The organism is Streptomyces sp. NPDC002004, assembly GCF_053593975.1.
Genome location: NZ_JBSFDP010000049.1, coordinates 1 through 26600, shown reverse-complemented (window position 1 = coordinate 26600; position 26600 = coordinate 1). Strand labels below are relative to the sequence as shown.

General features: G+C 73.7%; 15 protein-coding genes, 2 tRNA genes, 1 pseudogene and 1 riboswitch. Of the genes and pseudogenes, 11 read left to right on the top strand and 7 right to left on the bottom strand.

What is annotated here, in order from left to right; all coding sequences use genetic code 11:
• From ACWCP6_RS34710 to ACWCP6_RS34685, 6 genes and pseudogenes are all read left to right on the top strand, one after another.
• Window positions 1-457, top strand: a pseudogene (locus ACWCP6_RS34710) (DEAD/DEAH box helicase); the annotation flags it as partial.
• A 376-nt stretch (window positions 458-833) separates the two neighbouring features.
• Window positions 834-906: transfer RNA gene (locus tag ACWCP6_RS34705), tRNA-Lys, on the top strand.
• A gap of 326 nt (window positions 907-1232) precedes the next feature.
• Window positions 1233-1306: transfer RNA gene (locus ACWCP6_RS34700), tRNA-Met, on the top strand.
• 615 nt (window positions 1307-1921) lie between these two features.
• On the top strand, window positions 1922-3079 hold the full coding sequence (locus ACWCP6_RS34695) for a PP2C family protein-serine/threonine phosphatase (protein ID WP_450936628.1): 1158 nt from the start codon (window positions 1922-1924) through the stop codon (window positions 3077-3079).
• A gap of 222 nt (window positions 3080-3301) precedes the next feature.
• Window positions 3302-3447: riboswitch (cyclic di-AMP (ydaO/yuaA leader) on the top strand.
• Between the two features lie 11 nt (window positions 3448-3458).
• Window positions 3459-4517 carry a M23 family metallopeptidase gene (locus tag ACWCP6_RS34690; protein WP_450936621.1) on the top strand — a complete coding sequence of 353 codons (1059 nt, stop codon included), beginning with the start codon at window positions 3459-3461 and terminating at the stop codon, window positions 4515-4517.
• Between the two features lie 163 nt (window positions 4518-4680).
• Entirely contained in the window at window positions 4681-5625 is a 945-nt protein-coding gene (locus tag ACWCP6_RS34685; protein ID WP_450936620.1) for an aldo/keto reductase, read from the top strand.
• 106 nt (window positions 5626-5731) lie between these two features.
• Here ACWCP6_RS34685 and ACWCP6_RS34680 read toward each other — a convergent pair whose 3' ends face one another.
• The 4 genes from ACWCP6_RS34680 to ACWCP6_RS34665 form a co-directional block, all read right to left on the bottom strand.
• On the bottom strand, window positions 5732-7066 hold the full coding sequence (locus ACWCP6_RS34680; RefSeq protein ID WP_450936619.1) for a PrsW family intramembrane metalloprotease: 1335 nt from the start codon (window positions 7064-7066) through the stop codon (window positions 5732-5734).
• Window positions 7067-7134: 68 nt separating this feature from the next.
• A complete protein-coding gene (gene trmB, locus ACWCP6_RS34675) occupies window positions 7135-7872 on the bottom strand; it encodes a tRNA (guanosine(46)-N7)-methyltransferase TrmB (protein ID WP_450936627.1) in 738 nt (245 codons plus the stop codon).
• Between the two features lie 266 nt (window positions 7873-8138).
• Entirely contained in the window at window positions 8139-9359 is a 1221-nt protein-coding gene (gene lhgO / locus ACWCP6_RS34670) for an L-2-hydroxyglutarate oxidase (protein WP_450936618.1), read from the bottom strand.
• Window positions 9360-9549: 190 nt separating this feature from the next.
• Window positions 9550-10974 (bottom strand): MFS transporter, encoded by a 1425-nt coding sequence (locus tag ACWCP6_RS34665; RefSeq protein WP_450936617.1) that lies wholly within the window; start codon window positions 10972-10974, stop codon window positions 9550-9552.
• A gap of 655 nt (window positions 10975-11629) precedes the next feature.
• On the opposite strand from ACWCP6_RS34665, the gene ACWCP6_RS34660 reads away from it, so the two are divergent.
• Window positions 11630-13708, top strand: coding sequence for an asparagine synthase-related protein (locus ACWCP6_RS34660; protein ID WP_450936616.1), 2079 nt, complete (start codon window positions 11630-11632; stop codon window positions 13706-13708).
• Between the two features lie 90 nt (window positions 13709-13798).
• Window positions 13799-17332: an AfsR/SARP family transcriptional regulator gene (locus ACWCP6_RS34655; RefSeq protein ID WP_450936615.1), complete on the top strand. Its 3534-nt coding sequence runs from the start codon at window positions 13799-13801 to the stop codon at window positions 17330-17332.
• Here ACWCP6_RS34655 and ACWCP6_RS34650 read toward each other — a convergent pair.
• Both ACWCP6_RS34650 and ACWCP6_RS34645 read right to left on the bottom strand, forming a co-directional pair.
• Window positions 17319-19625, bottom strand: a complete 2307-nt coding sequence (locus tag ACWCP6_RS34650) for a sigma-70 family RNA polymerase sigma factor (RefSeq protein ID WP_450936614.1) — start codon at window positions 19623-19625, stop codon at window positions 17319-17321. The two genes, ACWCP6_RS34655 and ACWCP6_RS34650, sit on opposite strands and share 14 nt — an antisense overlap.
• A gap of 194 nt (window positions 19626-19819) precedes the next feature.
• Entirely contained in the window at window positions 19820-20584 is a 765-nt protein-coding gene (locus ACWCP6_RS34645; protein ID WP_450936613.1) for a TetR/AcrR family transcriptional regulator, read from the bottom strand.
• A 362-nt stretch (window positions 20585-20946) separates the two neighbouring features.
• Here ACWCP6_RS34645 and ACWCP6_RS34640 point away from each other — a divergent pair, with 362 nt between their 5' ends.
• Window positions 20947-22362, top strand: a complete 1416-nt coding sequence (locus ACWCP6_RS34640; RefSeq protein ID WP_450936612.1) for an NAD(P)/FAD-dependent oxidoreductase — start codon at window positions 20947-20949, stop codon at window positions 22360-22362.
• Window positions 22363-22587: 225 nt separating this feature from the next.
• A complete protein-coding gene (locus ACWCP6_RS34635) occupies window positions 22588-24234 on the top strand; it encodes an ATP-binding SpoIIE family protein phosphatase (protein ID WP_450936611.1) in 1647 nt (548 codons plus the stop codon).
• A gap of 30 nt (window positions 24235-24264) precedes the next feature.
• On the opposite strand, the gene ACWCP6_RS34630 is transcribed toward ACWCP6_RS34635, so the two are convergent.
• Complete coding sequence (locus tag ACWCP6_RS34630) at window positions 24265-25569, bottom strand: MFS transporter (RefSeq protein WP_450936610.1); 1305 nt, start codon at window positions 25567-25569, stop codon at window positions 24265-24267.
• Window positions 25570-25691: 122 nt separating this feature from the next.
• Here ACWCP6_RS34630 and ACWCP6_RS34625 point away from each other — a divergent pair, with 122 nt between their 5' ends.
• Complete coding sequence (locus ACWCP6_RS34625) at window positions 25692-26240, top strand: MarR family winged helix-turn-helix transcriptional regulator (protein WP_450936609.1); 549 nt, start codon at window positions 25692-25694, stop codon at window positions 26238-26240.
• The last annotated feature ends 360 nt before the right edge of the window (window positions 26241-26600 follow it).

The window sequence follows — 26600 nt, the reverse complement described above, 5'->3', positions numbered from 1 at the left end:
ACGTGACAACGACCGTGACCGTGACCGCGGTGGTTTCCGTCGTGACAATGACCGTCCGGGTTTCCGTCGTGACAACGACCGTGACGGCGACCGCGGTGGTTTCCGTCGTGACAATGACCGTCCGGGTTTCCGTCGTGACAACGACCGTGACCGTGACCGCGGTGGTTTCCGTCGTGACAATGACCGTCCGGGTTTCCGTCGTGACAACGACCGTGACGGCGACCGCGGTGGCTTCCGCCGTGACAACGACCGTGAGCGTGGCGGCTTCCGCCGTGACGACCGCTCCGGCGGCCACCGTGGCGGCGACCGCCCGTTCAACCGTGACCGCGCCGACCGTGGCGGCTTCCGCCCCGGCGGCCACGACCGCCCGAACACCCGCCGCGACGACCACCGCTCCTCCGGCGCCGGTTCCTTCGGCCGCCGCGAGGACAAGCCGCGCTGGAAGCGCAACGGCTGACGACCGCCCCGGCGGCACACGTTCCCGGAAGGGCCCGCACGACTTCGGTCGTCGGGCCCTTCCGGCGTTTACGTGTTCACGGACTTCGCGAACAACACCGGCCGGGGTGGCGGCCCGTACGCCCTCCGCCCCGGGCTCCTCGGGCTGCCGATGGCGCAGGACGCCTTCACCGGCCGGCGGCGCCCCCGCGCACATCACCGAGGAGGCCCACGGCGCGACGAGGGTGCAGTACGACCGCGCCCGTGCCGCGAAGTGGCCCGCGTCCCGCGTGGAGACGCGCGGGAGGAGCCGCGCGACGAGGCTCGACAGTGCCGTGACCCCTATACCCGATCGGAGTCACGGCCCTGTCCCGCTATGCTCGGGGGTGCATCAACGCGGGCCGTTAGCTCAATTGGCAGAGCAGTGGACTTTTAATCCATTGGTTGTGGGTTCGAGTCCCACACGGCCTACCGGACCCTTCGGGGTCGGAAACCCCCGCTGACCTGGTCGGCGGGGGTTCTGCCGTTTCCGGGGCCTGGCGGGGCGGGCGAGTCCGGAGGCGGGGTGGTCGCCCGGCGGCCGCGCTCACCGCCGGTCAACTCGACGGCGCCCCGAGGCTCACGGTGCAGCCGGTGGGTCGGCCGCTGTGCCGCGGCTGCCGTGCCTGCCGGGCCCCGGCACGCCGTTGGCCGACCGCGGCTCGGAAGCGCAGGGCGGGGGCGTGGCCGCTTGCGTGGGGGTGAAGTAAACCCGTGCACGAGGAGTCCTCGAGATGGCGTACACTTGGTCTTACCGACGCGGGGTGGAGCAGCTCGGTAGCTCGCTGGGCTCATAACCCAGAGGTCGCAGGTTCAAATCCTGTCCCCGCTACTGAAGCCGAGGGCCGGAACCAGAAATGGTTCCGGCCCTCGGCTGTTTGCACATGCGTCACCTGCCCGGCCCACACCAACTAGCCCCCCGCCCGTGCTCCGTGAAGCCTGGGTGGAGCGCGATCTCGGGCGCGGCAGCGGCAGGAGGCGAGCGGTGGGCCACCGAGGAGGACGCGGTCACCGGGAGCACGAGGGCGAGCCGGGGCCGCACAGCGAGCCGGGGCCGTACGGCGAGTGCGTCGAGCACGGCGCCTACGGCGAGCACGGCGGGTACGGCGAGCACCGCGCGTACGGCGAGTGTGTCGTCTGCCTCAGGTGCGGCGGGTACGGCGAGGGCGGAGACGACCTCGGGTACGGCTTCGGGGACGGCGCGTACGGTGCGGGGCACGGGTATGGCGGGGTTCCGGGCGCGGTGACCGGTGACCCGGGGCCCGTGGCGGCCGACGAGTTGCGCCTCGCGGTTCCCACGGAGGCGGCCGCCCCCGTGGACATGCCGGCCTCGCCCACGGCCCGCAGGGCCGTCCCCACCGGACCGGTCGCCGCCGCTCGCGCCGACAGGGACACGCCTGTCCCCGCGGACGCCGCGGCTCCCGTCCACCCGGACACCCCGGCCGGCCTGCTCGCCTCCGCCCGGACCGCTGTCCGGCGCCCCGGACCCAGCGGGCCCCTCGACCCCGTCGGCGCGGCCGCGGACGCGCAGCCCGACAGGGTCTCGTCCGCCGCCCGTGCCTTCGTCCGCGCGCTCCCCTTCCTCCTCATCGTCATCGGCCTGGTCTTCGATCTGGCGACGCCCCGCGAGTTCACCGCCGCGCCGATCTTTGCCGCGGCCCCCCTCATCGCCGCCCCCTTCTACTCGCTGGGCGCCACCCTGGTCACCGGTCTGACCGCATCGGCCGCGACCCTGGCGCTGCACACGTACAACGGCAACGCCACCCTCGTGGAAGGCGTCACCGAGTTCGTCACCGTCGTGACGGTCGCCGCGCTCGCCGTCGTCATCAACCGCGTCGTCCGCCGCAGCGACGCACGCCTCGCCTCCGCCCGCGAGATCGCCGAGGCCGCCCAGCGCGCCGTCCTGCCCGAACCGGCCGACCGGATCGGCGGACTCGACGTCGCCGCCCGCTACGAGGCGGCGCAGGCGGACGCGTTCATCGGCGGAGACCTCTACGCGGTGCAGGACACGCCCCACGGCGTACGGCTGATCGTCGGCGACGTGCGCGGTAAGGGGATGGGCGCGGTCGCCGCCGTGGCCGTCGTCATCGGCGCCTTCCGTGAGGCGGCGGAGCAGGAGGCCACGCTGGAGGCGGTCGCGCAGCGCCTGGAGCGGGCACTCACCCGCGAGGGGACCCGGCGGCGCGGGCTGGACGACGCCGAGGGGTTCACGACGGCGGTGCTCGCCGAGATCCCGCACGGCGAGGGCGTCGTACGGGTCATCAACCGCGGCCACCCCGACCCGCTGCTCCTGCACGACGGGCAGCTGCGCGTCCTCGCGCCGCGGGAGGCCTCGTTGCCGCTCGGCATGAGCGAACTCGCCACCTGGCCGGACCGTGCGGAGGTATCGGACTTTCCGTACGGAGCGACCCTTCTCCTCTACACCGACGGACTGTCCGAGGCGCGTGACCGGCACGGCGCGTTCTACGAACCGGCGAGCCGGCTGCTCGGCCGGGCGTTCGACGGTCCGGGCGCGCTGCTGGCCCACCTCGCGGACGAGGTGCGACTGCACACCGGCGGAGCCGCGACGGACGACATGGCACTGCTCGCCGTACGACGTCCTTGATGTGCCCTTCGCTCGTCGGGGTTCCGAATGGGTCGGTTGCTCCCGCGCCCCGTCGGAGCGGCGTCACCTTGAGTGAGGGAACGGCGCCTCTGCGCATAACAACTGACACACCGTCAGCCAGGAAACCCAAGGATCATGAGGAACCGCTTGGAATCCCTACCCCGCGTCTATTAACGTTCGATAACGCAGCGCGGTTGTCCCAGCCGTCACAAGAGACGGCTCCGTGCGCACGCGCCGAGTCCCGCAAGGGAGCCGGGGAACCACCAACTTGGGGTGAATCGGGCGTTCTTCCTCGCGAAGGACACTCGTAGGAGACCTTCCTGCTCCGAACCCGTCAGCTAACCCGGTAGGCGAGAAGGAAGGAAAGGAGTGCGCCTCCGTGGCGTCCAACAGGCCTGCCCCCGAGCCCACTTTCGCGCCGATGCCGGACGACGAGTACGGCGACCGGTACTTCGGCCCCTCGGAGGAGACCTGGGGGGAGTGGAACCCCACCGAGGAGTCCGTTCGCCCGGTCCGCGGCAGGCACCGCGTCGTCAAGCAGCGTGGCGGGTTCGCCCGTAGCTCCACCGTCCTGGGTGTCGGCGTCATGGCCGCCGTCGGCGCGGGCGGTATCGCGACCGCGCAGGGCGGCAAGCCGCCGGTCGGCATCTCCATGCCCGACCTGTCGAGCGTCACCCACGAGGCCAAGTCCCTGCCCGGCGTGGGCTCCCTGATATCCGACGACTCCTCGGAGTCCGGCGACTCGACCTCGGCCCCGCTGACCGGCGCGGGCCTCACCACCGCCGACGCCAAGCAGGGCACCACGGACGCCGGCGAAGCGCTGCGCGCCCGCATCATGCAGCAGGCCGAGCAGCAGCAGGACCAGGCGGCCGACGCCGAGGCGACCGCGGCCGAGGAGGCCGCCGCCAAGAAGGCCGTCGCGGACGCCGGCGCCGAGCTGGACAAGGCCCAGGCGGACGCCGACGCGGCGAAGAAGAAGGCCGAGGCGGAGGCCAAGGCCAAGGCGGAGGCCGCACGCCTCGCCGAGCTCGCCAAGAGCTACACGCTGCCGGTCGTCTCGTACACGATCACCGGTCAGTTCGGCGACCCCGGCGCCATGTGGTCCTCCGGCTACCACACCGGCCTGGACTTCGCCGCGCCCACGGGCACGCCGCTGAAGGCGATCCACGCGGCCACCGTGAAGGAAGCGGGCTGGGCCGGGGCGTACGGCTACCGCACCGTCCTCGAACTCGACGACGGCACCGAGCTCTGGTACTGCCACCAGTCCTCGATCAACGTCAGCGTCGGCCAGAAGGTCAGCACGGGCGACGTCATAGGCCGCGTCGGCGCCACCGGCAACGTCACGGGCCCGCACCTCCACCTCGAGGTCCACCCGAACGGCCAGGCGACCGCGGTCGACCCGGCGCCGTGGCTGCGGGGCAAGGGCCTGTCGGTCTGACCCGTGGCCCCGCGCGGGACCGGTCCTCGGGCCGGTCCCGGGGCCTGGTCCGGGAGGACCCGGTCCAGGGCAGGGACGGGACGGTACCCACGGCCCTGAATTCGGCCGGATCAAGGCCCCCATTGTGCGGAATACCGTGATCGTTCACGGCATTCTGGGATACATGACTTCTCTTCGTGCTCTGGGTTCGTCCGACATCGAGGTCTTCCCGCTCTGCCTGGGCGGCAACGTCTTCGGCTGGACCGCCGACGAGGCCCAGTCCTTCGCCGTCCTGGACGCCTACACGGCCGCCGGCGGCAACTTCGTCGACACCGCCGACGCCTACTCGGCGTGGGCGCCGGGCCATGAGGGCGGCGAATCCGAGACCGTCATCGGCAAGTGGCTCGCCGCGCGCGGCAACCGCTCCGATGTCGTCGTCGCCACCAAGGTCGGCTCCCACCCGAAGTTCAAGGGCCTGGCACCGCACACCATCAAGGCCGCTGCCGAGGAATCGCTGCGCCGGCTCGGCACCGATCACATCGACCTGTACTACACGCACTTCGACGACCCCTCCGTCCCCGTGGGCGAGATCATCACCGCGCTGGACCAGTTGGTGAAGGAGGGCAAGGTACGCGCGATCGGCGCGTCGAACATCAGCGCCGAGCGGCTCCAGGCGTCCCTGGACTTCTCCGACCGCGAGGGCCTGGCTCGCTATGTCGCGCTCCAGCCCCACTACAACCTGGTGTCCCGCGACACCTACGAGGGCCCGCTCCTCGACGTGGCCTCCCGTGCGGGCCTCGCCGCGGCCCCGTACTTCGCCCTCGCCTCCGGTTTCCTCACCGGCAAGTACCGCCCCGGCACCCAGGTGGACAGCCCGCGGGCGGATGGCGCGGCCAAGCACCTGGAGACCGAACGCGGGCGCAAGGTGCTGGCCGCGCTCGACGGGATCGCCGAGGCGCACGGCACCGAGATCGCCACGGTCGCCCTCGCCTGGCTCGCTGCCCGGCCCACGGTCGCGGCCCCGATCGCGAGCGCACGGACCGTGGAGCAGCTGCCCGCGCTGGTGGCGGCCGCGGAGCTGGAGCTGACCCAGGAGGAACTGACGGCCCTCACCGCGGCCTCCGCCTGACGGCCCGGGAGACGCCGCGGGGGTACCCACGGTCCCCCGCGGCGCGTCGGCGCCCGCGTCGCCCAGGGGGTGTCCAGCCGATCACGCCGGGCTCGCCGAGACACCCCTAGGACCGGTAGGGGTTGTACGACGGGGGGTACGAGGTGTAGGGCCGCGGCGCCGCCGGTCCGTACGGCGGGCGGTACGCCGGCCAGACGGTCACCGGCACCGGCGGCGCCACCGCATGGGCCGCGTACGCCATCGCGGGCCGCGCCACCTCGCGCCGTCGCCAGAGCTCCACGAGCAGCTGACGTTCCCTGGTGACGAAGTCGGCCCCGGCCCGGCCTCGCCGCCCCCGGTGCCGCAGGAACGCGAGCGACGTCGCGTACGCCTCGTACTCGGTGACGACCCGCCCGGCCGGCTTGCCCCCGGCCCGCACGGCGTACTCCCGGGCCAGCCGCCGGGCCCGCATCGACCCGAGCACCAGCGGCTCGGCCGGCGCCAGCCATCCCGCTGCGGCGTACGCGGGCAGCTCGTCCCGCACGGTGTGCAGCTCCCGCTGCCGGGTCCAGATCACCAGCCAGGTGAGCAGCCCGAAGGCGGGCACCATGAACGCCGCGTACACCGCGAAGAACCCGTAGCGGCCGAAGCCCGACGAGCCGTTCCACGTGGCGTGCATGCCCATGGCGAGCAGCAGCCCCCCGATCGGCACCAGGGCGCGCCGCACCTGCTGGCGCTCCGCGGACGCCGCGGCGATGCCGAACCCGATGCCGGTGAGGACCGTGAAGAGGGGATGCGCGAACGGGGACATGATCACGCGGACGAAGAAGGTCGCCGCGGTGACGGACGTCAGCCCGCGGCCGCCGCTGAGCTGGTCGGTCCCGAACGCGCTGCCGAGGTAGAGGATGTTCTCGGTGAACGCGAAGCCGGTGGCCGTGACCCCGGCGACGACGACGCCGTCGACGATCCCGGTGAAGTCGCGTCTGCGGAAGAGGAAGATCAACAGGACGGCCGCGGCCTTCGCGGACTCCTCGACGATCGGCGCTATCACGGTCGCGCCGAGGGTGTCGGCGCTGCCCGGGTCGGCGGTGGCCGTGGCGATCCACCGGGTCGCGAAGCTGTTCGCGACGATCGCTATGAGCGCCGCGGCGCAGGCACCCCAGGCGAAGGCGAAGACGATGTTCCGCCAGGGCCCGGGCGCCACCCGGTCCAGCCAGCGGAAGGCGGCTATGAGCAGCGGCACGGGCAGGACCGCGAGACCGAGCCCGACGAGGAACCCCTCGGTGCCGGTCTGCCTGCGCACCAGAGCCAGGATGACCAGGCCGGAGAGCGTGAGCAGGGTGATCAGTGCGCCGCCGCGCACCGCCCGCCGCTGCCACCAGTGCGCATGCCGCCGGGGGCCCGGCGCGCCCGGGCCACCGGGGCCGGGCGGATACGACGGATACGGGGGACTGATGGCCACACCATTGACCCTAACGAGGGACAGGGGGTGTACGCGATGGCGCATCGGAGAGCGCCCGTATCACCGCCTCAGGCCGGGTCCTTCCGGGCCGCGCGGCGGAACAGCAGGTCGTGGACGACATGGCCCTTGTCCAGCCCCTGGCCTTCGAAGCGGGTGAGCGGCCGGAAGGCGGGCCGGGGCGCGTAGCCGCCGTCCGTCTGCGTGTTGGCGAAGTCGGGGTGCGCGGTGAGCACCTCGAGCATCTGTTCGGCGTACGGCTCCCAGTCGGTGGCGCAGTGGACCAGCGCGCCAGGCCTGAGGCGGGTCGCCGCGAGCGTCAGGAAGTCCGGCTGGATGATGCGGCGCTTGTGGTGCCGCTTCTTGGGCCAGGGGTCGGGGAAGTAGACGCGCAGCCCGTCGAGGCTGCCGGGCGGCAGCATCTCGCGGAGCAGGATGATCGCGTCGCCGTTGCCGACACGGACGTTGGTCAGCTCGTTGCGTTCCGCGAGATTGAGGAGGTTGCCCTGGCCGGGGGTGTGCACGTCGACCGCGATGATGCCGGTGTCCGGGTCGGCGGCGGCCATCTGCGCGGTCGCCTCGCCCATCCCGAAGCCGATCTCCAGGACGACCGGGCGGCCGTCGAACATCCGATCGGGGTCGAGCGTCTGCTGCCCGTCGATGTCGAAGCCCCACTGCGGCCACAGCCGCCGAAGCGCTTCCGCCTGCCCGGTGGTCACCCGGCTCCGACGGGGCTGGAAACTCCGGATCCGCCGCTCGAAGTGCGACCCGGCCGGATCGGCCGCGGGGCCGGCCCCTTCCGGGAACATCCGCTTCCGCTCCCGCGGCGGGCGCGCCTGCACGGGGCTGCTCTGGTGGTTCTCGTGGTACTCGGACACAGTGACGTCGATTGTACGGAGGGCCGGGCGGAGCGCGGCGGCGGTCGGCCGCGGGCCGTGGGTGCAGTGACCGGAGGCCGGCCGCGGGCGAGGGGTGCCGTGCCGGGAGGTCGGATGTCGGTGCAGGTCGCGTGCCGGGCGGTCGGCCGCCGGTACGGGTCCTGAGACGGACGGTAGCGCAGTTCGCGCACCCGGGCTCAGGCGCGCGCCAGCACCGTCAGGACCCTTCGGCCCACCTCACGCCCGATCGGCAGGGAGGCCGTCGCGGCGGGAGAGGGTGCGTTCAGCACGTGGACCGCCCGGGAGCCTTCCCGGATGAGGAAGTCGTCGACCAGGGTCCCGTCCCGGAGCACCGCCTGGGCCCGCACCCCCGCCTTGGTCGGTACGAGATCGTCCTCGCCCACTGCCGGCAGCAGTCTGCGCACCGCATCGGTGAACGCTCCCTTGGAGAGGGACCTCCGTACCTCGCCCGCCCCGTACCGCCAGTGGCGCCGCGCGATGTGCCACGAGCCGGGCCAGGCCACCGTCCCGGCCAGCTCCCCGAGCCGTACGGTCCCCCATCCGTACCCCTCCCGCGCGGCCGCGGGCACCGCGTTCGGCCCGACGTGGACGCCTCCGTCGACGCCCCGGGTCAGATGCACGCCCAGGAACGGGAACGCCGGATCCGGCACCGGATACACGAGCCCTCGCACCAGCCCGGGCCGCGCCAGCTCGTAGTACTCCCCGCGGAACGGCACGATCCGCATCTCGGGCTCGTCCCCCGTGAGCTGCGCGATGCGGTCGCAGTACAGCCCCGCGCAGTTCACGAGCACACGCCCGCGCACCACGTCCCCGTGCGCGGTCCGCACCGCGACGCCCAGCTCGGGACGCCGGTCGATCCGGACGACCTCCGCGCCGTACCGGATCTCCGCCCCGGAGGCCTCGGCGAGCCGCCGCGCCACGGCGCGGAAGTCGCAGATCCCGGTCGTGCCGACATGGATCGCGGCGAGGCCGCGCACCTCGGGCTCGTACTCCGCGATCTGGGCGGGGCCCAGCTCGCGCACCGGAATGCCGTTCTCCCGGCCGCGCTGCACCAGCGCGTGCAGCCGCGGCAGCTCCTCGCGCTCCGTGGCGACGATCAGCTTGCCCGTGACGGCGTGCGGGATGTCGTACTCCGCGCAGAACTTCACCATCTCCGCGGCGCCCCGCACCGCGTACCGCGCCTTGAGCGAGCCCGGTCGGTAGTAGATCCCGCTGTGGATGACGCCGCTGTTGCGCCCCGTCTGGTGCCGGGCGGGGCCCGGTTCCTTCTCCAGCACCGTCACCCGGGTCCCCGGTGCGGCCCGCGTGATCGCGTACGCGGTCGACAGGCCGACGATCCCGCCGCCGATCACCAGCACGTCGCAGTCGTACCCGACGCCCCGAGCCACGCGCCTCACCTCCCGCCTCCGATAGTGCACTGCGCCACTGACAATGCCCTCAAACCCGGAGCCGGTGTCCGGCCGGGGTGCCCGGGCGGACACCGGCCGGTCTCCGGCGGTGCACCGGGGCCCCGGGCGTGTCGTCCCGCTCACCGGTGACGGCGGGGCACGCCCCTCCCCGACGCCGGGCCGATCCGCAGGACACGCCCTACGCCGGCGCCATCAGCAGGGGCCGGGCCCGCTCCCGCAGCTCCACGACCCGCGGCTCGTCCCCGTACGGCTCCAGCCGGTGCAGCAGGTCCTTCACGTACTCCGTCGTCCGCGCCGACGAGATCCGCCCGGCCACCTCGACCGCCCGCACCCCCTGCTCGCACGCGGCGTCGAGATTGCCGGACTCGAGCTCCGCGACCGCCGAGACCACCAGCCGTAACCCGTGCGAGCGCACGTATTCCTCGGTCGGCCTGGACAGCGCCTGTTCCGTGAACCGCCGCACCTGCCGCGGCGCCTTCAGGTCCCGGTAGCACTCGGCGGCGTCCGCGGCGAAACGGTCGTAGGAGTAGAAGCCGAGCCACGACGGGTCGTGGTCGCCCTCGCGTGCCCGCTCCAGCCAGCCCTCGGCCGCCTTCAGGGAGGTCCCCGCGGCCTGCGCGTCGCCGGCCCGCGCGTGGGCGCGGGCCTCGACGAGCCGGAAGAAGCTCATCGTGCGGGCCGTGGCCAGTCCGCGGTTGCGCTCCAGGGCGGCCTGCGCGAGGTCGACGCCCTCGTCGCCGAAGCCGCGGTACGTCGCCTGGAGCGACATCGAGGCCAGGACGTACCCGCCGAGGGGGACGTCGGCCGCGGCGCGCGCCAGGCGCAGGGCCTGGATGTAGTAGCGCTGCGCGGCCTCCTGCTGGCCGGTGTCGAAGGCCATCCACCCGGCCAGCCGCGTGAGTTCGGCGGTCGCCCCGAACAGGGCCCGGCCCACTTCGTCCGAGTACGAGCCGAGCAGCAGCGGTGCCGCCTCGACCCGCAGGCATTCGGGCACCATCGACGAACGCCAGTCCCCGCCGCCGTACTTGGAATCCCAGCGCCGGGCGTCCTCCGCAGCCTCCCGGAGCTTCTGCACATCGCTGTGGCCGACCTTCAGCGGTGAACCGCTGCCCTCCGCCGGGATCGCGTCGCGCGCGACGGAGCTGTCGGCCGGGGTTATGAGCCAGCGGGACGCGGGCGTCGCATAGGCGCTCACGGCGAACGAACCGGCGAGCGACTGCCAGATGCCGCCGGCGCCGGCCCGGCGGCCCGCGAGGTCGAGCCGGTACAGCTCGGTGGCCGATTTCACCGCCGCGGCCACATCACGCGGGAAGGCGAGGCCCACTTCGGGCGCCGGGTCCGCGTCCGCCAGACCGATCTCGTGGAGCGGCACGGGGCGCCCCAGCTTCTGGCCGATCGCGGCGGCGATGAGGTGTGGTGCGGCCCCCTGCGGCACCATCCCCTTGGACACCCAGCGCGCCACGGACGTCTTGTCGTACCTGAGCGTCAGTCCGCGTTGCGCCCCGAGGTCGTTGACCCGGCGGGCGAGGCCGGCGTTGCTGATTCCCGCGAGGGCGAGGACGGCACCGAGCTTTTCGTTCGGCCCGCGTTGCTCCCTGGACATGAGCCACCCCTCGACACAGACGGCTGCCGCGCTTCGGCATGGCTGCGCGGCATTCGTGCTGGGTTGTTCCGGCGGCACCCCCGTGAGTCCGGCCGAAAGCCACCGGCCGGGCGCAGCGGAATATGCCACCCGTCAAACACAGACACACACAGCGTAGTTCGGCGCATCCCAAGCGTTAAGGGGCAAAGTGCCGGTTGGCGGGATTGTTGCCCGTGGGCGGAGCCGGAAGGGCCGGAAGGCGTGCTCCGGCCGTGTGGCCGTGCGCCCGTCCGTGCGCTCTTCTGCGGTCATGGCCAAGAGGGCTTCCATGGGCGGTGCGTGGGTCGGCCCGCTGTACTGGATCCAGCGGGCTGGGGGAACACCGCCGCCTCCATCCCCGCGGGCGGCGGACCGGTCCGGGAGGCGAACTGCGCCTCCCGGACTGTGCGTTGTTCCCGCCCCGCACGCGGGCTACGCCTCGCCGGTTCCCCGCGCGGTCGATATGGCTGAATCATGCCCCCGCGCGCAGGGAGGCTCGGGACGTCAACCACGGCTCGCCAGGGGCGCATTCGGGGGAGCGCAAGCGGCTCAGGGCCCCCTCCTGAGCGCCTCCTTCGTGGCAGCATGGTTCCGAGTTCCTTCGGTGCACTGTTGTCCACAGCCTGTGGAGGCGGCAATGCGGTGGTTGGTGGGGTGGAGCAGTGCCGCCGCAGGGGTGCCCGGCGCATCGGCCGGCACGACCGGCGCAGACGGCGAGACCGTGCACCCGGTGGGCTCCCAACTGCTGTGGGGCGACCCCGATCCCCTGTGGGCCGTCGGCGACTGGCGTCCCGACGAGGTGCGGATCGTGAAGGCCGACCCGCAGACCCGCATCGCCGTCCTCGGCACCTGCGGCGCCAGCGACGAGCAGCTGCGGGTGGGGCTGTTCGCCGCGCGCGGCGGCGCGCTGCGGCATCTCACGGCCTGGTCCGGGAGCTATACGGCTGTCGTCCAGGTCGGCCGTCGTACCACCGTCGTGGGCGACCTCGCGGGCGCCCGCCCGGTCTTCCACACCCCGTGGGCCGGCGGTACGGCCTACGCCACCGCAGCGCTGCCCCTCGCCGACCTCATCGAGGCCCACCTCGACATCGGCCATCTGGCCGCGCTCCTCGCCGCCCCCGACGTACCGGAGGCGCTGCAGGACTCGACGCCCTACGAGGGCGTGCGCCGCATCCCACCGGGCCACGCGCTCATCCTGCGCGCGGGCGCTCGCGAGATCGCCGGATACGAGCCCGTGGCGTCCCTCGCCGTCGCCGCCCCCGCGGCCGATGCCGTCGCCGCGGTGGACGGAGTCCGCGACGCCCTGGTGGAGGCCGTACGCGCCCGCCTCGCCGCCCCGCGGCACGTGCCGGACATCGACCCCGGACCCGTGCCCGGCATGGGACCCGCAGAGCGGCGCGCCGCGCGCGGCATGCCCGTGCCCGGCATCGGCGCCGACCTCTCCGGAGGCCCCGCGTCCGCCACGCTCGCCCTGCTCGCCGCCGGCCTGCCCGGCCTGCCCGGCACCGTCCTGGGCCATGGCACGGGTGCCGGGGAGCGCCTCCTCGCCGTCACCTTCAACGACCTCGCCGTCGGAGGCCACGAGGCCGAACTGGAACGCGCGGGCGCCATCGCCGCCGGCCCGCGGCTGCACCACGTCGTCGTCGCCGCGGCCGAGGAGGCCCTTCCGTACACCGATCTGGACGTCCCCCTCACCGACGAGCCCGCCCCGTCCCTGGTGACCGCAGCCCGGCACCGCGCACGGCTCTCGTCGGGCAGCGCCGACCAGCTCACCGGGCACGGCGCCCGGCAGGTCCTGGACGCGCACCCGGCCCGCCTCGCCGACCTCCTGATGGACCGCAAACGCCGCCACCTGGTACGGCCCGTGGCCGCACTCGCCAAGGCGGACGGTTCCGTGACGGTCCCCGCGCGCGTGTACGCCGTGGCCCGCCGCCTCGCCCGCACGCCCTACCGGACCGGCGTCGAGGAACTCGCCGACCGGCTGCTGCACCGCCGCTTCGACGAGCCCGGCGGCGCCGTGGACGCGTCGCTCGCCGCGCTCACCTGGGCGAGACCCGGGCCCGCCGCCCGCTGGCTCACCGGCGAGGCGCTCGCGGAGGTGTCGGTCCGTCTGACGGGCGCAGGGACCCGCCCCGGACCGGGCCCCGGCCAGCGTCCCGGCGACTACCGCGCGCGGGCGGCCCTGGCCCGCCACGCCGCGGACCTGCGCATCCTCGAACAGGCCGCCGAGGTCCGCTTCCAGCGCATCCACGCACCCTTCCTGGACAACCAGGTCGTCCGCGCCTGCCGCGCCCTCCCCGAAGCGGTCCGCGTCCGGCCCGGGGCACGCGCCGCCGTGCTGCGCACGGTCCTCGAGGGCGCCGGCGTCGCCGAGCTGCCGCCCGGCTGGGGCGCCCCCTCGCACACCACGAACGCGGCCGCCGCGCGCGCGGGACTGCGCCTCGCCGTCGACGGCCTGGTCGCCCTCTTCGACGACCCGCTCCTCGCCCAGGCGGGCCTGATCGAGGGCCGCGTCGTCCGCAAGGCCCTGCGCGCGGCCGCCGCGGGCCGGCCCCTGTACGGGCTCGCCGACCTGGTCTCCATGGAGCTCTGGCTCCACCGCCTCCTCTCCCGCCGGGGCACCTGCTGGACGGGAACGCCGTCCCGCCAGCGGGCGGTGCCCACGGGGACGGTCGTGCCGCAGCGCGGCGCCCTGGGAGCGGGCACGGCCTCGTAGCGGGCGAGGGGCGGCGGCTGCGCGGACTTTCGCGCGGCCACGCCCGGAAAAGGCGCGGCGGCACCGCACGCCCCCGGCGACAATGAGCCGGTGCGGTACAAGATTCTGGGCACCACGCAGGCGCAGGCGCAGGACGGTGGCCCCGTTCCCCTCGGCGGCCCCCGCCTGCGCGCGGCCCTCACCGTCCTCGCCCTCGACCCCGGCCGCACCACGACGACGCATGCGCTCGTCGCGGAGATCTGGGCGAACGACGACCCCCCGGCCGACGCCTCCGGCGCGCTCCAGGCCCTGATCGGACGTCTGCGCCGTGCGCTCGGCAAGGACGCCATCACCTCGGAACCCGGCGGCTACCGCCTCGCCGCCGACCGCGACGACGTCGACCTGTACGTCTTCGACCGCCTCGTACGCGAGGGCGTCGCCGCCCTGGACCGCGGCGACCCGTCGACCGCCGCCCGCACCCTGCGCGAGGCGCTGTCCCTGTGGCGCGGCCCGGCCCTGGCCGATCTGCCGGACCGGGCGGGCGCGACGCGCCCCGAGGCGCAGCGCGTGGAAGCCACCCGCGCCAGGGTCGAGGCCGACCTGCGGCTGGGCCGTGCCGCCGAGCTGCTGCCGGAGCTGCGCGCCCTCACCGCGGCCCGCCCGTACGACGAGCCGCTGCACGCCCTGCTGATACGTGCCCTGCGGGACGCCGGCCGGGGAGCGGACGCGCTGGCGGCGTACGAGGAGGCCCGCCGTGCCCTGGCCGACGGTCTCGGTGCCGACCCGGGCCCCGAACTGCGCGCCCTGCACGCGGAGCTGCTGAACCCCGCGGGGCCGCCCCCGGTCGCCTCCCCCGCGCCTCCGGCACGGACCGCTCCCGCCGGGGCCGGGTCCGCCCGGGGCGGTCCCAACGGCGCCGGGGTCGCCCGGGACACCGTCACCGCGGAGGCCTCCGCGCCGGGCGCTGCCACCGACGTCCACGCCGTCCGGGCCGCTTCCACCGCGGGCGCTGCCACCGGGGAGCCCTCCGCCGGGCGCACCCCCACCGGAGCCCCCACCGATGCGGCCTCCGCCCGCCGCCCCGGCCGGAAGGGGAACATCCGCCCCCGTCTGAACTCCTTCGTCGGGCGGGAACCCGAACTCGACGCCATCCGTTGGGACATGGAGAGAGCCCGCCTGGTCACGCTCACCGGACCCGGCGGCTCGGGCAAGACCCGCCTCGCCGAGGAAGCCGCCGCCGGGCATCCGCAGGCCTGGCTGGCCGAGCTGGCCCCGCTCGACCGGCCGGAGGCGGTCCCGGGCGCCGTCGTCAGCGCACTCGGCCTGCGCGAGACCGTGCTGATGACGAGTGAGCTCGCGGTGCCGCAGGACGACCCGGTCGCCCTGCTGATCGAGTACTGCGCGCAGCGCGACCTGCTCCTGGTCCTCGACAACTGCGAACACGTCATCGACGCCGCCGCCGAACTGGCCGAGACCCTGCTCACCCGCTGCCCGGGACTCACCGTCCTCGCCACCAGCCGCGAACCGCTCGGCGTGCCCGGCGAGTCGGTGCGCCCGGTCGAGCCGCTCCCGCCCGACCCGGCCCACCGGCTCTTCGCCGAGCGCGCGTCCGCGGTCCGCCCCGGCTTCGACCCGGTCCTGGACCACGACGCCGTCGCCGAGATCTGCCGCCGCCTCGACGGGCTGCCGCTCGCCATCGAGCTGGCCGCCGCCCGGCTGCGGCTGCTCACGCCACGGCAGATCGCCGACCGGCTCGACGACCGCTTCCGGCTGCTGACCAGCGGCAGCCGTACGGTCCTTCCGCGCCAGCAGACCCTCCGGGCCGTCGTCGACTGGTCCTGGGACCTTCTCGACGAGCAGGAGCGGACCGTCCTGCGCGAGGTGTCCGTCTTCGCCGGCGGCTGGGACCTCCCGGCCGCCGAGGCGGTGTGCACCGGACCGGCCGCCGACCTGATCGGCGCCCTCGTGGACAAGTCCCTGATCGTCGCCACCCCGGGCACCGGACCCGAGGGCACGGGGATGCGGTACCGCATGCTCGAAACCATCCACGAGTACGCGGTGGAGCGTGCCGCCGAAGTCCCCGCGCTGCGCGCCGCCGCCGAGGACCGTCACACCGCGTACGTACGGGCGCTCGTGGAGAAGGCGGAGCCCCTGCTGCGCTCCGCCGACCAGCTGCCGTGGATCCAACGGCTGGAGACCGAGCTGGACAACATCCGGGCCGCCCTGCACCGGGTGGTGGTGAAGGGTGACGAGGAGACCGCCTGCGCCCTGGTGCTGGCCACCGGATGGTTCTGGTGGCTGCGCAACTACCGCAGGGAGGGCGCCGCCTGGGCACGGCGGGCCCTCGACCTCGGCACCGGCACACCTCTGCCGGGGCCCGACGCCCCGGAGGACTCCGGCTTCGGGCCGGGGCACGACACCGGCCGGGCCTCCGACGCCTCCGGGTTCCCGGACGTCCACCTCGCCGACTGCGGCCCCTGGTCCGAGGACGACCCGCTGTACTGGCCGCGGATGAACCTCCGGCTCATCCACCTCTTCCTGGTCGCCGAGTCCCGCCCCAGGGGTTCCCTGAGCGACCCCGGGATGCGCCGCTACGTCGACTCGATCCGTGCCGTCTTCCAGCAGCCGGAACCGCAGGCGGCCCGTTTCCCCGGCCTGATCTGGCCGTTCACGGTCTTCTTCCTGGAAGGCGCGGCCGACGTGCGCCCGGCGGTGGACCAGGCGGTCGCCACCTGCCGGCGGTTCGGCGGGGACTGGGAAGTGGGGGTCGCCCTGATGTTCCGTACCCACATGGCCGTCGACACGCCGGGCGGCCTGGAGGGCGTCGACGAGGACCTCGCGGAGCTGCGGGTCCTCAGCAGCAGGGCCGGCGACCGCTGGATGCGGGCCCAGGTGTGCAGCGCGGCAGGCGAGGCGGCGATGGCCCGCGGCCGTTTCGATGAGGCGAAGGGTGAGTACGAGGAGGCGCTGCGACTGGCCTACGAGGTGGGCGCCTACGCGGAGTCGCCGTTCCTGCTCGCCCGCGTCGCCGAGATCGCCTACCGCTCGGGCGAGCGGGACACGGCGACGAAGGCCCTCGACGAGGCGGGCGCCCAGGCCGACCGGTACGGCGTGGTGGACTCGCGGGCGTTCGTGCGCCTGCTGCGTGCGCTGGTGGTGCTGGAGGACGGCGAGACCGCCCTCGCGCGGGAACTCTGCGACGCGGCCCGTGCGGAGTCCGGGCGCGGCAGCCCGCCGCCGCAGTTCGCCGCCGCGCTCGGCGGGGTCGACGCCCGTATCACCGCGGCCGAGTCCGGCCCCGCGCCTGCCCTCACGATGCTGGCCGCCGTGCTCGGCGATGCCGTGGCGCAGCGCTGCTCGGACGCGGTGGCCGCGGCGCTCGTGGACAGCGCGGCGACCATGCTGGGGCGGCTCGGCGACCATGCGCGGGCGGCCCGGCTGCTCGCGGCGGGTGCCGAGTGGCGCGGTGGCCATCCACGGCCGCGGCCGGAGTCCACCGAGGCGGCGACGGTGGAGGCGGAAGCGGTCGCGGCGCTGGGGGAGCAGCGGTACGAGACGGAACGCGCGGCGGGCGCGGAGCTGACCGCGGACCAGGTGCTCGCCGAACTCGCCGCCGCGACGGCCGCGGGCGTCATCGGCAGCTGAACCGCGAGTCCGCCCAGTCGGCGAGAGCGGTCGACGCGAGCAGCGACCGGGGTTCGACCACCAGCCGTACCGTCCTGTGCCCGGTCAGATCCACATGGACCGGTACGGCGGGGCGGTTGCCCCTCACGGTGCCGGACTGCCACAGCGGCACCCCGTCCGCGTAGACGGAGAACCGCACCTTGCCGGGGCCGGGCGTCATGTCGTCGACACCGGCGAACGCGTCGAAGGAGGTGCAGGCGCGGTTGAGGTCGACGGTCACCGAGGACCGTCCGTGCACGCTCACCCCGTCGGTGTACCTCGCGCCGTCGATCCTCGGGGTGTGACCCTGCCACACCCAGGTGCTCCCGACGAGCCGCATCTCGGGTTTGGTGCCGTCGCCGACGATGCCGTACTGCAGGTCGCTCCACCGGTAGACCACGGGTGCGGGCGGCGGGGTCGGTTCCGGTGGCGTCGGACCGGGCTCCGGCTCCGCAGGGGGAGGCGTGGGCGCCGTCGTCGGACCGGGGGTGGGCTTCGGCTCCGAAGCCGGTGCCGAAGCGGGTGCCGAGGCCGGGCCGGACACCGGTGCGGGGGACTTCGGCGACTGCTTCGCGGCGAGCCCCGGAGCCGGCTCGGGGGCGCGCGGTTTCGACGCGGCCGTCGGGGGACCGGGTGTGTGCTTCGGCGGTACGACATGGCGCGGGACCGGCGGATGCGCCTGCGGCGCGGGCGCCGTGGAGTCTCCGCCCGCGAGGAGGAGCGCCAGCGCGACACCGGCGGCGGCGACCACACCGGCCGCTATGCCCGCCTTCACCGGTGCGCCCAGCCCTTCGGACACCGCCGCGGCACCGGCTCCGCCCGACCCCGCTCCCGCGGACCCCGTGCCCGCCGTGCCCGCAACTCCCGCGGAGCCTGCGCCCGCAGTACCCGCGGAGCCCGTGCCCGCCGTGCTTGCAGCCCCCGCCGTGCCCGTAGCCGCTCCCGAGCCGGATCCTGCCGTCGCGGCCGCACCGGCGGCACCCGCACCCACGGCGCCGCCGCCGATGAGCGCGGCCGCCTTGGCGTATCCGGCGGCACCGAACCAGCCGACGACCGCGACCGGTACGACACCCGGAATGCCGTTCGCGAGCTCCTTGATCTGGCTCGCGGCCAGCCGGCACTTCGCGCACTCCGCCAGATGCTTGCGCAGCCCGCGCTCGGCCCGGGTGCGCAGCCCGCCGCGGGCGTATTTGCCGAGCTGGTCGGCGTAGCGGGCGCACTCCTCGTCCGAGGTGAGCGCGGCGCTGACATGCGCCTGCAGATACGCCTGTCTGAGGCCTTCGCGGGCCCGGCTGGCGAGGACACGGGTGCCGTTGGCGTCGAGCCCGAACAGCATGGCGACCTGGCTGGGGGACTCGTCCTCGACCTCGGTGTGCCACAGCACGGCCTGCCAGCGCTCGGGCAGGCTGCGGAACGCCTGCATGGCGAGGGACTGTTCGGCCTCGTGCATCGCCCGGACGTCGGCGCCCAGGTCGACGCCCGTTCCGAAGGAGCCCGGAGCCGGTAACGGCGTGGTCCCGTCGGAGCCCTCGGCACCACGGGCGGCCTGCGCCGCGAACACGGCGAAGTCGTCGACCAGCTGTTCCCGCTTCGCCGACGTCGCCCAGTGCGCGGCGACGCGTCGCACCGTGGTCAGCAGATAGGCCCGTACCGCGTGTTCGGGTCCGGCGCCGCCGCGTACGGCCTGCAGCATCCGGGCGAACACCTCGGCCGTGAGGTCGTCGGCGGTGTGCGCGTCGCGGCAGCAGGTCCGGGCGTAGCGGCGTACGGCCCCCGCATGGCGGCGGTACAGCTCCTCGTACGCCGTGTCGTCGTCGCCCGCCCGCATCCGGCCGATCAAGTCCACGTCCGAGGGCGGCCGATCGGACGCAGGGGTGTCCTGTACCGGGTGCCGCCCGGTGGGCTCGCGCTGCGACGGCACACTGGGCCCGGGCCGGGCCGGGGTCCGGCCCGGGCGGCCGGACGGCGAGGACGCCGCGGGTGCAGCGGCCGCCCCGGATGCAGCGGCAGCCCCGGACGGCGAGGACGGCGAGGGCACCGCAGCGTCCGCCGATGCCGCGGACCGGGCGGGCGGTGACGGCCGGGCCGGCGGCGCAGTCGGTAAGGGGCGCGTGGGCGGTGCCGTAGGCGAGGGTTGCCCGGTGGGCTCGGTGGGCGAGGTTGGCGCGCCGGACGGTTCCGCGGGGGCGCCCTGGCTCGGCACCTGGCGCGACGGCTGTCCGTCGGTTCCGCTGCCGCCGCCACCGAGCCGCTCGTCCCGCCCCTCAACGCCCATCGCGGAAAGCCCCCGAACGCACTCCCAGATCCGACATCGGGAAAGAGTGTCATACGAGGGCTTTCCGGGCGGACCGTTCGTTCCTTCCACCACTCATCCGGGGACAACGACCGGAACCGCGCACGGCCGGTCACCCGTTTCGGGCATGCTGAGTCGTTTGCTCGCAGTCCTCCGGACGGGTGGCCGGCGCCGTCCTACGCGGGCCGCGAACGCAGCCCCTCGAGCAGGATGTCGAGCAACCGGGAGGAGGCCGCCGCCTGCTGCGCCGCGTCCGGCAGCGCGGGCGCGGCCGTGGCTATCACCAGCAGTACGTCGGACACGGTCACGTCCTCACGCAGCTCACCGGCCGCGCGCGCCCGGTCCACCAGCCGGCCCACCACGTCGAGCAGTGCGGCGGCACCCGCGTCGGGCACCGTCTCCTCGACGGGCGCCGGACGCTGCTCGACCAGCCGCAGCTCACCCGGCGGCAGCACATCGCGGTGCTGGGGCATCCGCGGCTCCGCGTGCGCCCGCTCGTCCACGCCCACCCGCAGCACCTGCGGCGGCAGCAGCCGCCCGGCGCCCGAGGCCACCGACGTGCGCAGGAAGCGCGACAGCGCCGACCACGGCTCTTCCTCCTGCCCGAGCGCGGTCCGTGCCTGTTCGGTCAGCCGGGCGGTCTCCTCCTCGGCGATCCGCCGCACCAGCACGTCCTTGCTCGGAAAGCGCCGGTACACCGTGCCGACGCCGACCCGCGCCCGCCGCGCCACATCCTCCATCGGCGCGCCGTACCCCAGCTCACCGAAGACCTCGCGTGCCGCACGCAGCACATGCTCGAGATTGCGCTGGGCGTCGACGCGCAGCGGGGTCGACCGTGAGCCGTCGGCCCCGCGGCCGTGCCCACCCGGCACTCCGCCCACTGCCTTGCCGGTCAGAGCGGCAGCGGTGCTGGACGTCCAATGAGAGTCCTGAATATGCATATGTGTTCCCCCGGTAATGACGTCTCCCCCCGGAGACTCCCCGTCATCGGCAGCCGGTGCGCGCGGAACGCGCAGATTGCCCCGAGTTCGCGTCCGGCGAGCCCGCCGAGCACATCCCCCGCACTCCGACGACACACGAACATAGTTGAGGCAGAGTCAATTCAGAAGGGGCAGATTCCGCACGGTGCGCCCCCCGATCGGAGTACGCACCATTTCGGCCCCGATTGCACCCCTGGTGCGCCCCCTGCACCACCGCGCTGACCTGCACTTCTTTCCTGGACTCCGGCAAAACGCTCAATCCGCGCGGCGCAACTTGGCCGGTTACATACATTGCCGGGCCTGTGGACAAACGCCGAAGCCCGATGCCTCATGGGAAGGTGAAGGCTTCTGTATCCCCGGGGACGCCCCCCGGCCCCACGCCGCGCACCCGCGTTCTCGTTGTCGGCGGCGGTTCCGTCGGGATGTATACGGCTCTGCGTCTGCAGCAGAAGCTGAAACCCGAACTCGACCGCGGCGACGTCGAGATCGTGGTGGTCTCGCCCGAGCCCTACATGACGTACCAGCCCTTCCTGCCGGAGGCCGCGGCCGGATCCATCTCCCCGCGGCACGTCGTCGTACCGCTGCGCCGGGTGCTGCACCGCTGCCGTGTCGTCGCGGGCGAGGCCCGGTCGATCGCGCACACCAAGCGCACCGCGACGATCACCACCCTCGCCAGCGACGAGGAGGGCACCGGGGCCGTCGAGATCCCCTACGACGAACTCGTCCTGGCTCCCGGCTCCGTGTCGCGCACCCTGCCGATCCCGGGCCTCGCCGACTACGCCATCGGCTTCAAGACCGTCGAAGAGGCCATAGGGCTGCGCAACCACGTCATCGAGCAGATGGACATCGCCTCCTCGACCCGCGACCCCGCCGTCCGCGACGCCGCCCTCACCTTCGTCTTCGTCGGCGGCGGCTACGCGGGCGTGGAAGCGCTCGCCGAACTGGAGGACATGGCCCGCTACGCCACGCGCTACTACCACAACATCAAGGCCGAGGACATGAAGTGGATCCTCGTGGAGGCGAGCGACCGCATCCTCCCCGAGGTCGGTCCCGAGATGGGCCAGTACACCGTGCGGGAACTGCGCCGGCGCAACATCGACGTACGCCTGGAGACCCGGCTCGACTCCTGCGCGGACCGTGTCGCCGTTCTGAGTGACGGCTCCCGCTTCCCCGCTCGTACGGTCGTGTGGACCGCTGGCGTCAAACCCCACCCCGTCCTCGAGGCGACCGACCTGCCCCGCACCGACCGCGGCCGCCTCAAGTGCACCGCCGAGCTCACCATCGACGGCGCGCCGCACGCCTGGTCCGCCGGGGACGCCGCCGCCGTGCCCGACGTGACCTCCGACGAGCCCGGCAAGGAGTGCGCCCCCAACGCCCAGCACGCGGTCCGCCAGTCCAGGGTCCTCGCCGACAACATCGCCGCGTCCCTGCGCGGACAGCCCCTCCGGCAGTACGCCCACGCCTATGTCGGCTCCGTCGCCTCACTCGGGCTGCACAAGGGCGTCGCCCACGTCTACGGGCGCAAGCTGAAGGGCTACCCTGCCTGGTTCATGCACCGCGTCTACCACCTGAGCAGGATGCCCACCTCCAACCGCAAGGCCCGCGTGCTCGCCGAATGGACCCTCGCCGGGCTGTTCACCCGCGAGATCGTGTCCCTGGGATCGCTCGAACATCCCCGGGCGGAGTTCGAACTCGCGGCCGGGGGTAAGCCTCCCAAGGACCCGAAGGGGTCGTCCTGACCGGAGCCAGGAACTCCAGCGACAGGTCCGGCGTCTCACGGATGTCGGTCCCGTCGGCCAGACTGGCTCCGTGACCATGGGCGGCCCCCGCCCGCCCGCGACATCACGAGGCTTCTTCCCAGTGCTGTGTTCACCCGGACAGTGCCCAACAGCGGCTCTGCCGCGGGTCCCCGGACCCCCGGCTGCGGTGGGGCAGGCCCACACGACGACACGAGGCAAGAATCGGTGAACTTCACCCGCTGGAGCGCCCGGCTCCCCGGCACACAGCGCCGCGCCGCAGCGCGGACCGATAACGGGATCTCCCCGGACCGGCGGGGCGACAGCCCCGTACCCGCCGCCCGCGCCGGGCGACGGGCCGTCACGGACGCCCCCGCGCCCGCCGTCGACGACCTCCCCGTACGCGACGTCCTCGACCGCATCCCGGCCCTCGTCGCCCTGGTGCACGGCCCCGACCACCGCATCGCGTACGTCAACGACGCCTATGCCGCGGCCTTCGGCACCCGTCCCCTCGGCGAGCCGGCGCGCGAGGCACTGCCCGAGCTCGACGAGCTGGGCCTGCTGCCGCTCCTGGACCAGGTGCTGCGCAGCGCCAAGCCCCGTACGGTCAAGTCCCGCAAGGCGCCCGACGGCCGCTCGTACACGTTCACCTGCACCCCCGTCGACCCGCTCGCCACCCCCGAAGGGGGCGGCGTCCTGATCTTCGCCGCCGACGTCACCGACCACGCCGAGGCCGCCGAGCGGCTGCGTGCCAGCGAGCGCCGCCAGCGCGAGACCGCCGTCACCCTCCAGCGCTCCCTCCTGCCGCAGGAGTTGGAGGAGCCCGACGACCTGCGGATCGCGGCCACCTACCAGCCCGGCGGCACCGAGGCCGCTGTCGGCGGCGACTGGTACGACGTCATCACCCTCGGCGGCGGTCGCACCGCCCTCGTCATCGGCGACGTCATGGGCCGCGGGGTCCGTGCCGCCGCCGTGATGGGCCAGCTGCGTACCGCCGTCCGCGCCTACGCCCGCCTCGACCTGCCCCCGCACGAGGTGCTCCAACTGCTGGACGGCCTCGCCACCGAGATCGACCCCAACCAGATCGCCACCTGCGTCTACGCGGTCCACGACCCGAACGAGGGCCGGCTGGTGTACGCGTCGGCGGGCCATCTGCCGATCCTCGTACGCGACGAGAGCGGCACCGTCCACCGCGGCGACGAGCCCACCGGCCCGCCGCTCGGCACCGGCGGCTGGCTGCACTCCTCCGCATCCATCCCGCTGGGCCCCGGCTCCACCGCCGTCCTGTACACCGACGGGCTGGTGGAGCGCCGGGGCGAGGACATCGACGAGGGCGTGGCCGCGCTGGAAGGCGCCCTCGCCGGAGCCACCGGCAGCCCGCAGGTCGTCTGCGACCGGCTCATCCGAACCGCCGGGATCACCGCCGACCACGACGACGACGTCGCCGTCCTCGTCCTTCAGCACCCGTCCCGCAGCGGCCCCGACGGCGAGCTGTTCCGCAACGCCGCCCTGGAGCTCCTCGGCGGTGTGGAAGCGGCCCCCCGCGCGCGGGCCTTCGCCTCCGGCGTCCTCGCCAGCTGGCGCTTCCCCACCGAACTCCACGACCTGGGGGTCCTGGCCGTCAGCGAACTCGTCGCCAACTCCCTCCAGCACGGCACACCGCCCATGCGGCTGCGGCTCCGGCGCACCGACCGCCGGCTCATCGTCGAGGTCACCGACGGCGACGACCATCTGCCACGCCGCCGCCGGGCCGAGCCGGTCGACGAGGCGGGCCGGGGCATCGCGATCATCGCGACCATCGCCTCCAACTGGGGATCGAGGCGGACACCCGGGGGCGGCAAGGCGGTGTGGTGCGAGTTCGCCCTGCCGAAGTAGGGCCCCGGGCGGCCGGTCCGCCCCGGTGCTCTAGGCGTGCACCGGGACCGGGGCGGAAGGGGCGGCGGGGGCGCCGCCCTCGGTCACGATCCGGCTGCCCGCCAGCGACGGCCGGTCCTGCACCGGGGTGAGCCGGCGCCCAAGCCGCAGCGCGAGTGCCGTGATGCCGAGCGAGCACAGCAGGAAGGTCAGGACGTACGGCCCGTGCAGCGCCGCGGCCATGGGGCCGCCCACCGCGGGTCCCACCGCGAGGGCGAGCTGCTTCACCAGGGCGAAGGCCGAGTTGTACTGCCCGACCCTGCCATCGGGCGCCAGGTCGGCGACCAACGGCGCCATGGTCGGCGACAGCATCGCCTCGCCGAGCCCGAACAGCGCGTACGTCGAGATGAACGCGGCCGTGGCCATGGCCTGACTGCCGTGCCCGAGGCCGGCGTAGCCCGCCATCCCCCAGGCGACCGCCCATATGAGCCCCACCAGGGCGATCACACGGGACCGCCGGCGCCGCTCGACGAACCGCAGCACCGCGAACTGCGCGACCACGATCATCGCCGTGTTCGCCGCGAGCGCGATACCGAGCGTCGAGGGCGAGATGCCCGCGGCCTCGACGCCGTACGCCGACAGACCGGACTCGAACTGTCCGTAGCAGGCGAAGAAGAGCACGAACCCCAGCACGCACAGCTGCACCATGGCCCGGTGCCGCAGCAGTGCCCGCACACCGCCCGTCCCCGCGGCCGAGGCGTCCTTCGCCACGGCCGGTACGGCGCCCTCGATCGCCGGCACCCGCGGCATCCGCACCGAAGCGGCTATCGCGGCCAGCACCAGGAACATCACGGCCTCGATGGAGAACAGCAGCGTGAAGCTGGCGGGCCGGTGCTCGTCGACGATCTGACCGCCGATGAGTCCGCCTATGCCGAGGCCGAGGTTCTGCAGGAAGAACTGCATCGCGAAGGCCCGGGTGCGCGAGGACGGCCCGGAGCACCACACGACCATCGTGGCGAGCGCGGGCTGCATCACGGCGGTGCCCGCACCGAGCGCCGACGCGGCGAGGAGCGCCGCCGTCCCGCTCGAGGCGAGCCCGAGCGACACCGCGCCCACGGCCGACGCCAGGGCTGCTGCCACCAGCACCGGCAGCGGACCGCGCCGGTCTATGGCGCGGCCGGTGAAGGGCAGGACGACCAGGGCGGCCACGGCGAACGCGGCGAGCACGACGCCCGCCGCACTGGCACCCAGTCCCCGGACCTGCGCCACATAGACGTAGAGGAACGGGACCGTGAAGCCGATACCGAACGCGCTCAGCGCGCTCCCTGCCTGGATCCGGCGCATCGCTGCGCCCATCGCCCTGGTCACTTTCACCTGCCTTAGAAGTGAAGCCTGAAGACTTCGACGTTAAAGTTCGAAGCTAAACACTACACCCGGAAGAACTTCGATGCCAACCTCTGTCGTGTCATACTGCGGCCATGGGTGACACCCCCGGCGTCAGTGAGCCGACCCTCGAAGAGCAGATCGCCGCGTACCAGCGCGAATTCCAGGGCCTCGACCCTCAGGTCGAGAAGATCGTCTCGGCCCTGGGCCGCCTCAACCGGCGCATGAACGTGGCCTACGGACGGCAGACCGCGAACCTCGGCATCAGCAACGCCGAGTGGGAGGTCCTGAAGGCGCTGGTCCTGTCCGGTGCCCCGTACCGGATGGGTCCGAGCGAACTGGCGAAGGGCCTCGGCCTCACCCCGGCCGCGATGACGCACCGCATCGACCGGATGGTCGCCGAGGGTCTGGTGACCCGGGAGCGCGACGAGGCCAACCGGGTGCGCGTGATCATCGAGCTCACCGACGAGGGCCGCGAGAAGTGGCTGGAGGCGATGCGCCTCTTCACGGTCTACGAGGAGGACCTCCTCCAGGACCTCACGCCGACCGAGCGCTGTGTCCTGGGCGAGGTGCTGACCCGGCTGCTGCGCCGTGTCGAGGACACGCAGCCGGACGCCGCCGGCCGGGTCAGCGACCTGGACTGACGGTGCGTCGGACGGTCGTCGGACCGCCCACGGCCGGAAGTTGACACGCCCCATCCCGATGCGTAAAGTTCTTCGGGTTGTCACGGAGCCGGAACGGTTCTGTGACGGCATCCCGCCGCAGATGCGGCACCTCAAACTCCTGCACGACATCCCGACCGGGAACGATTTCGGCGCGCCCGAAATCAATTTCGAATGACTCGATTATGAGTCTCGGGGAAGAGTCGCTAGAGTTTGGAACGCCGAAGCGGCCGCAAGGCCGGTGAAGCAAAAGCAAAACCCCCGCCGACCGGGGAATCGGGCCCGAAAGGATCTGATAGAGTCGGAACCGCCGGAAGGCCGCAGAGACCGAAAGGTCGAAGG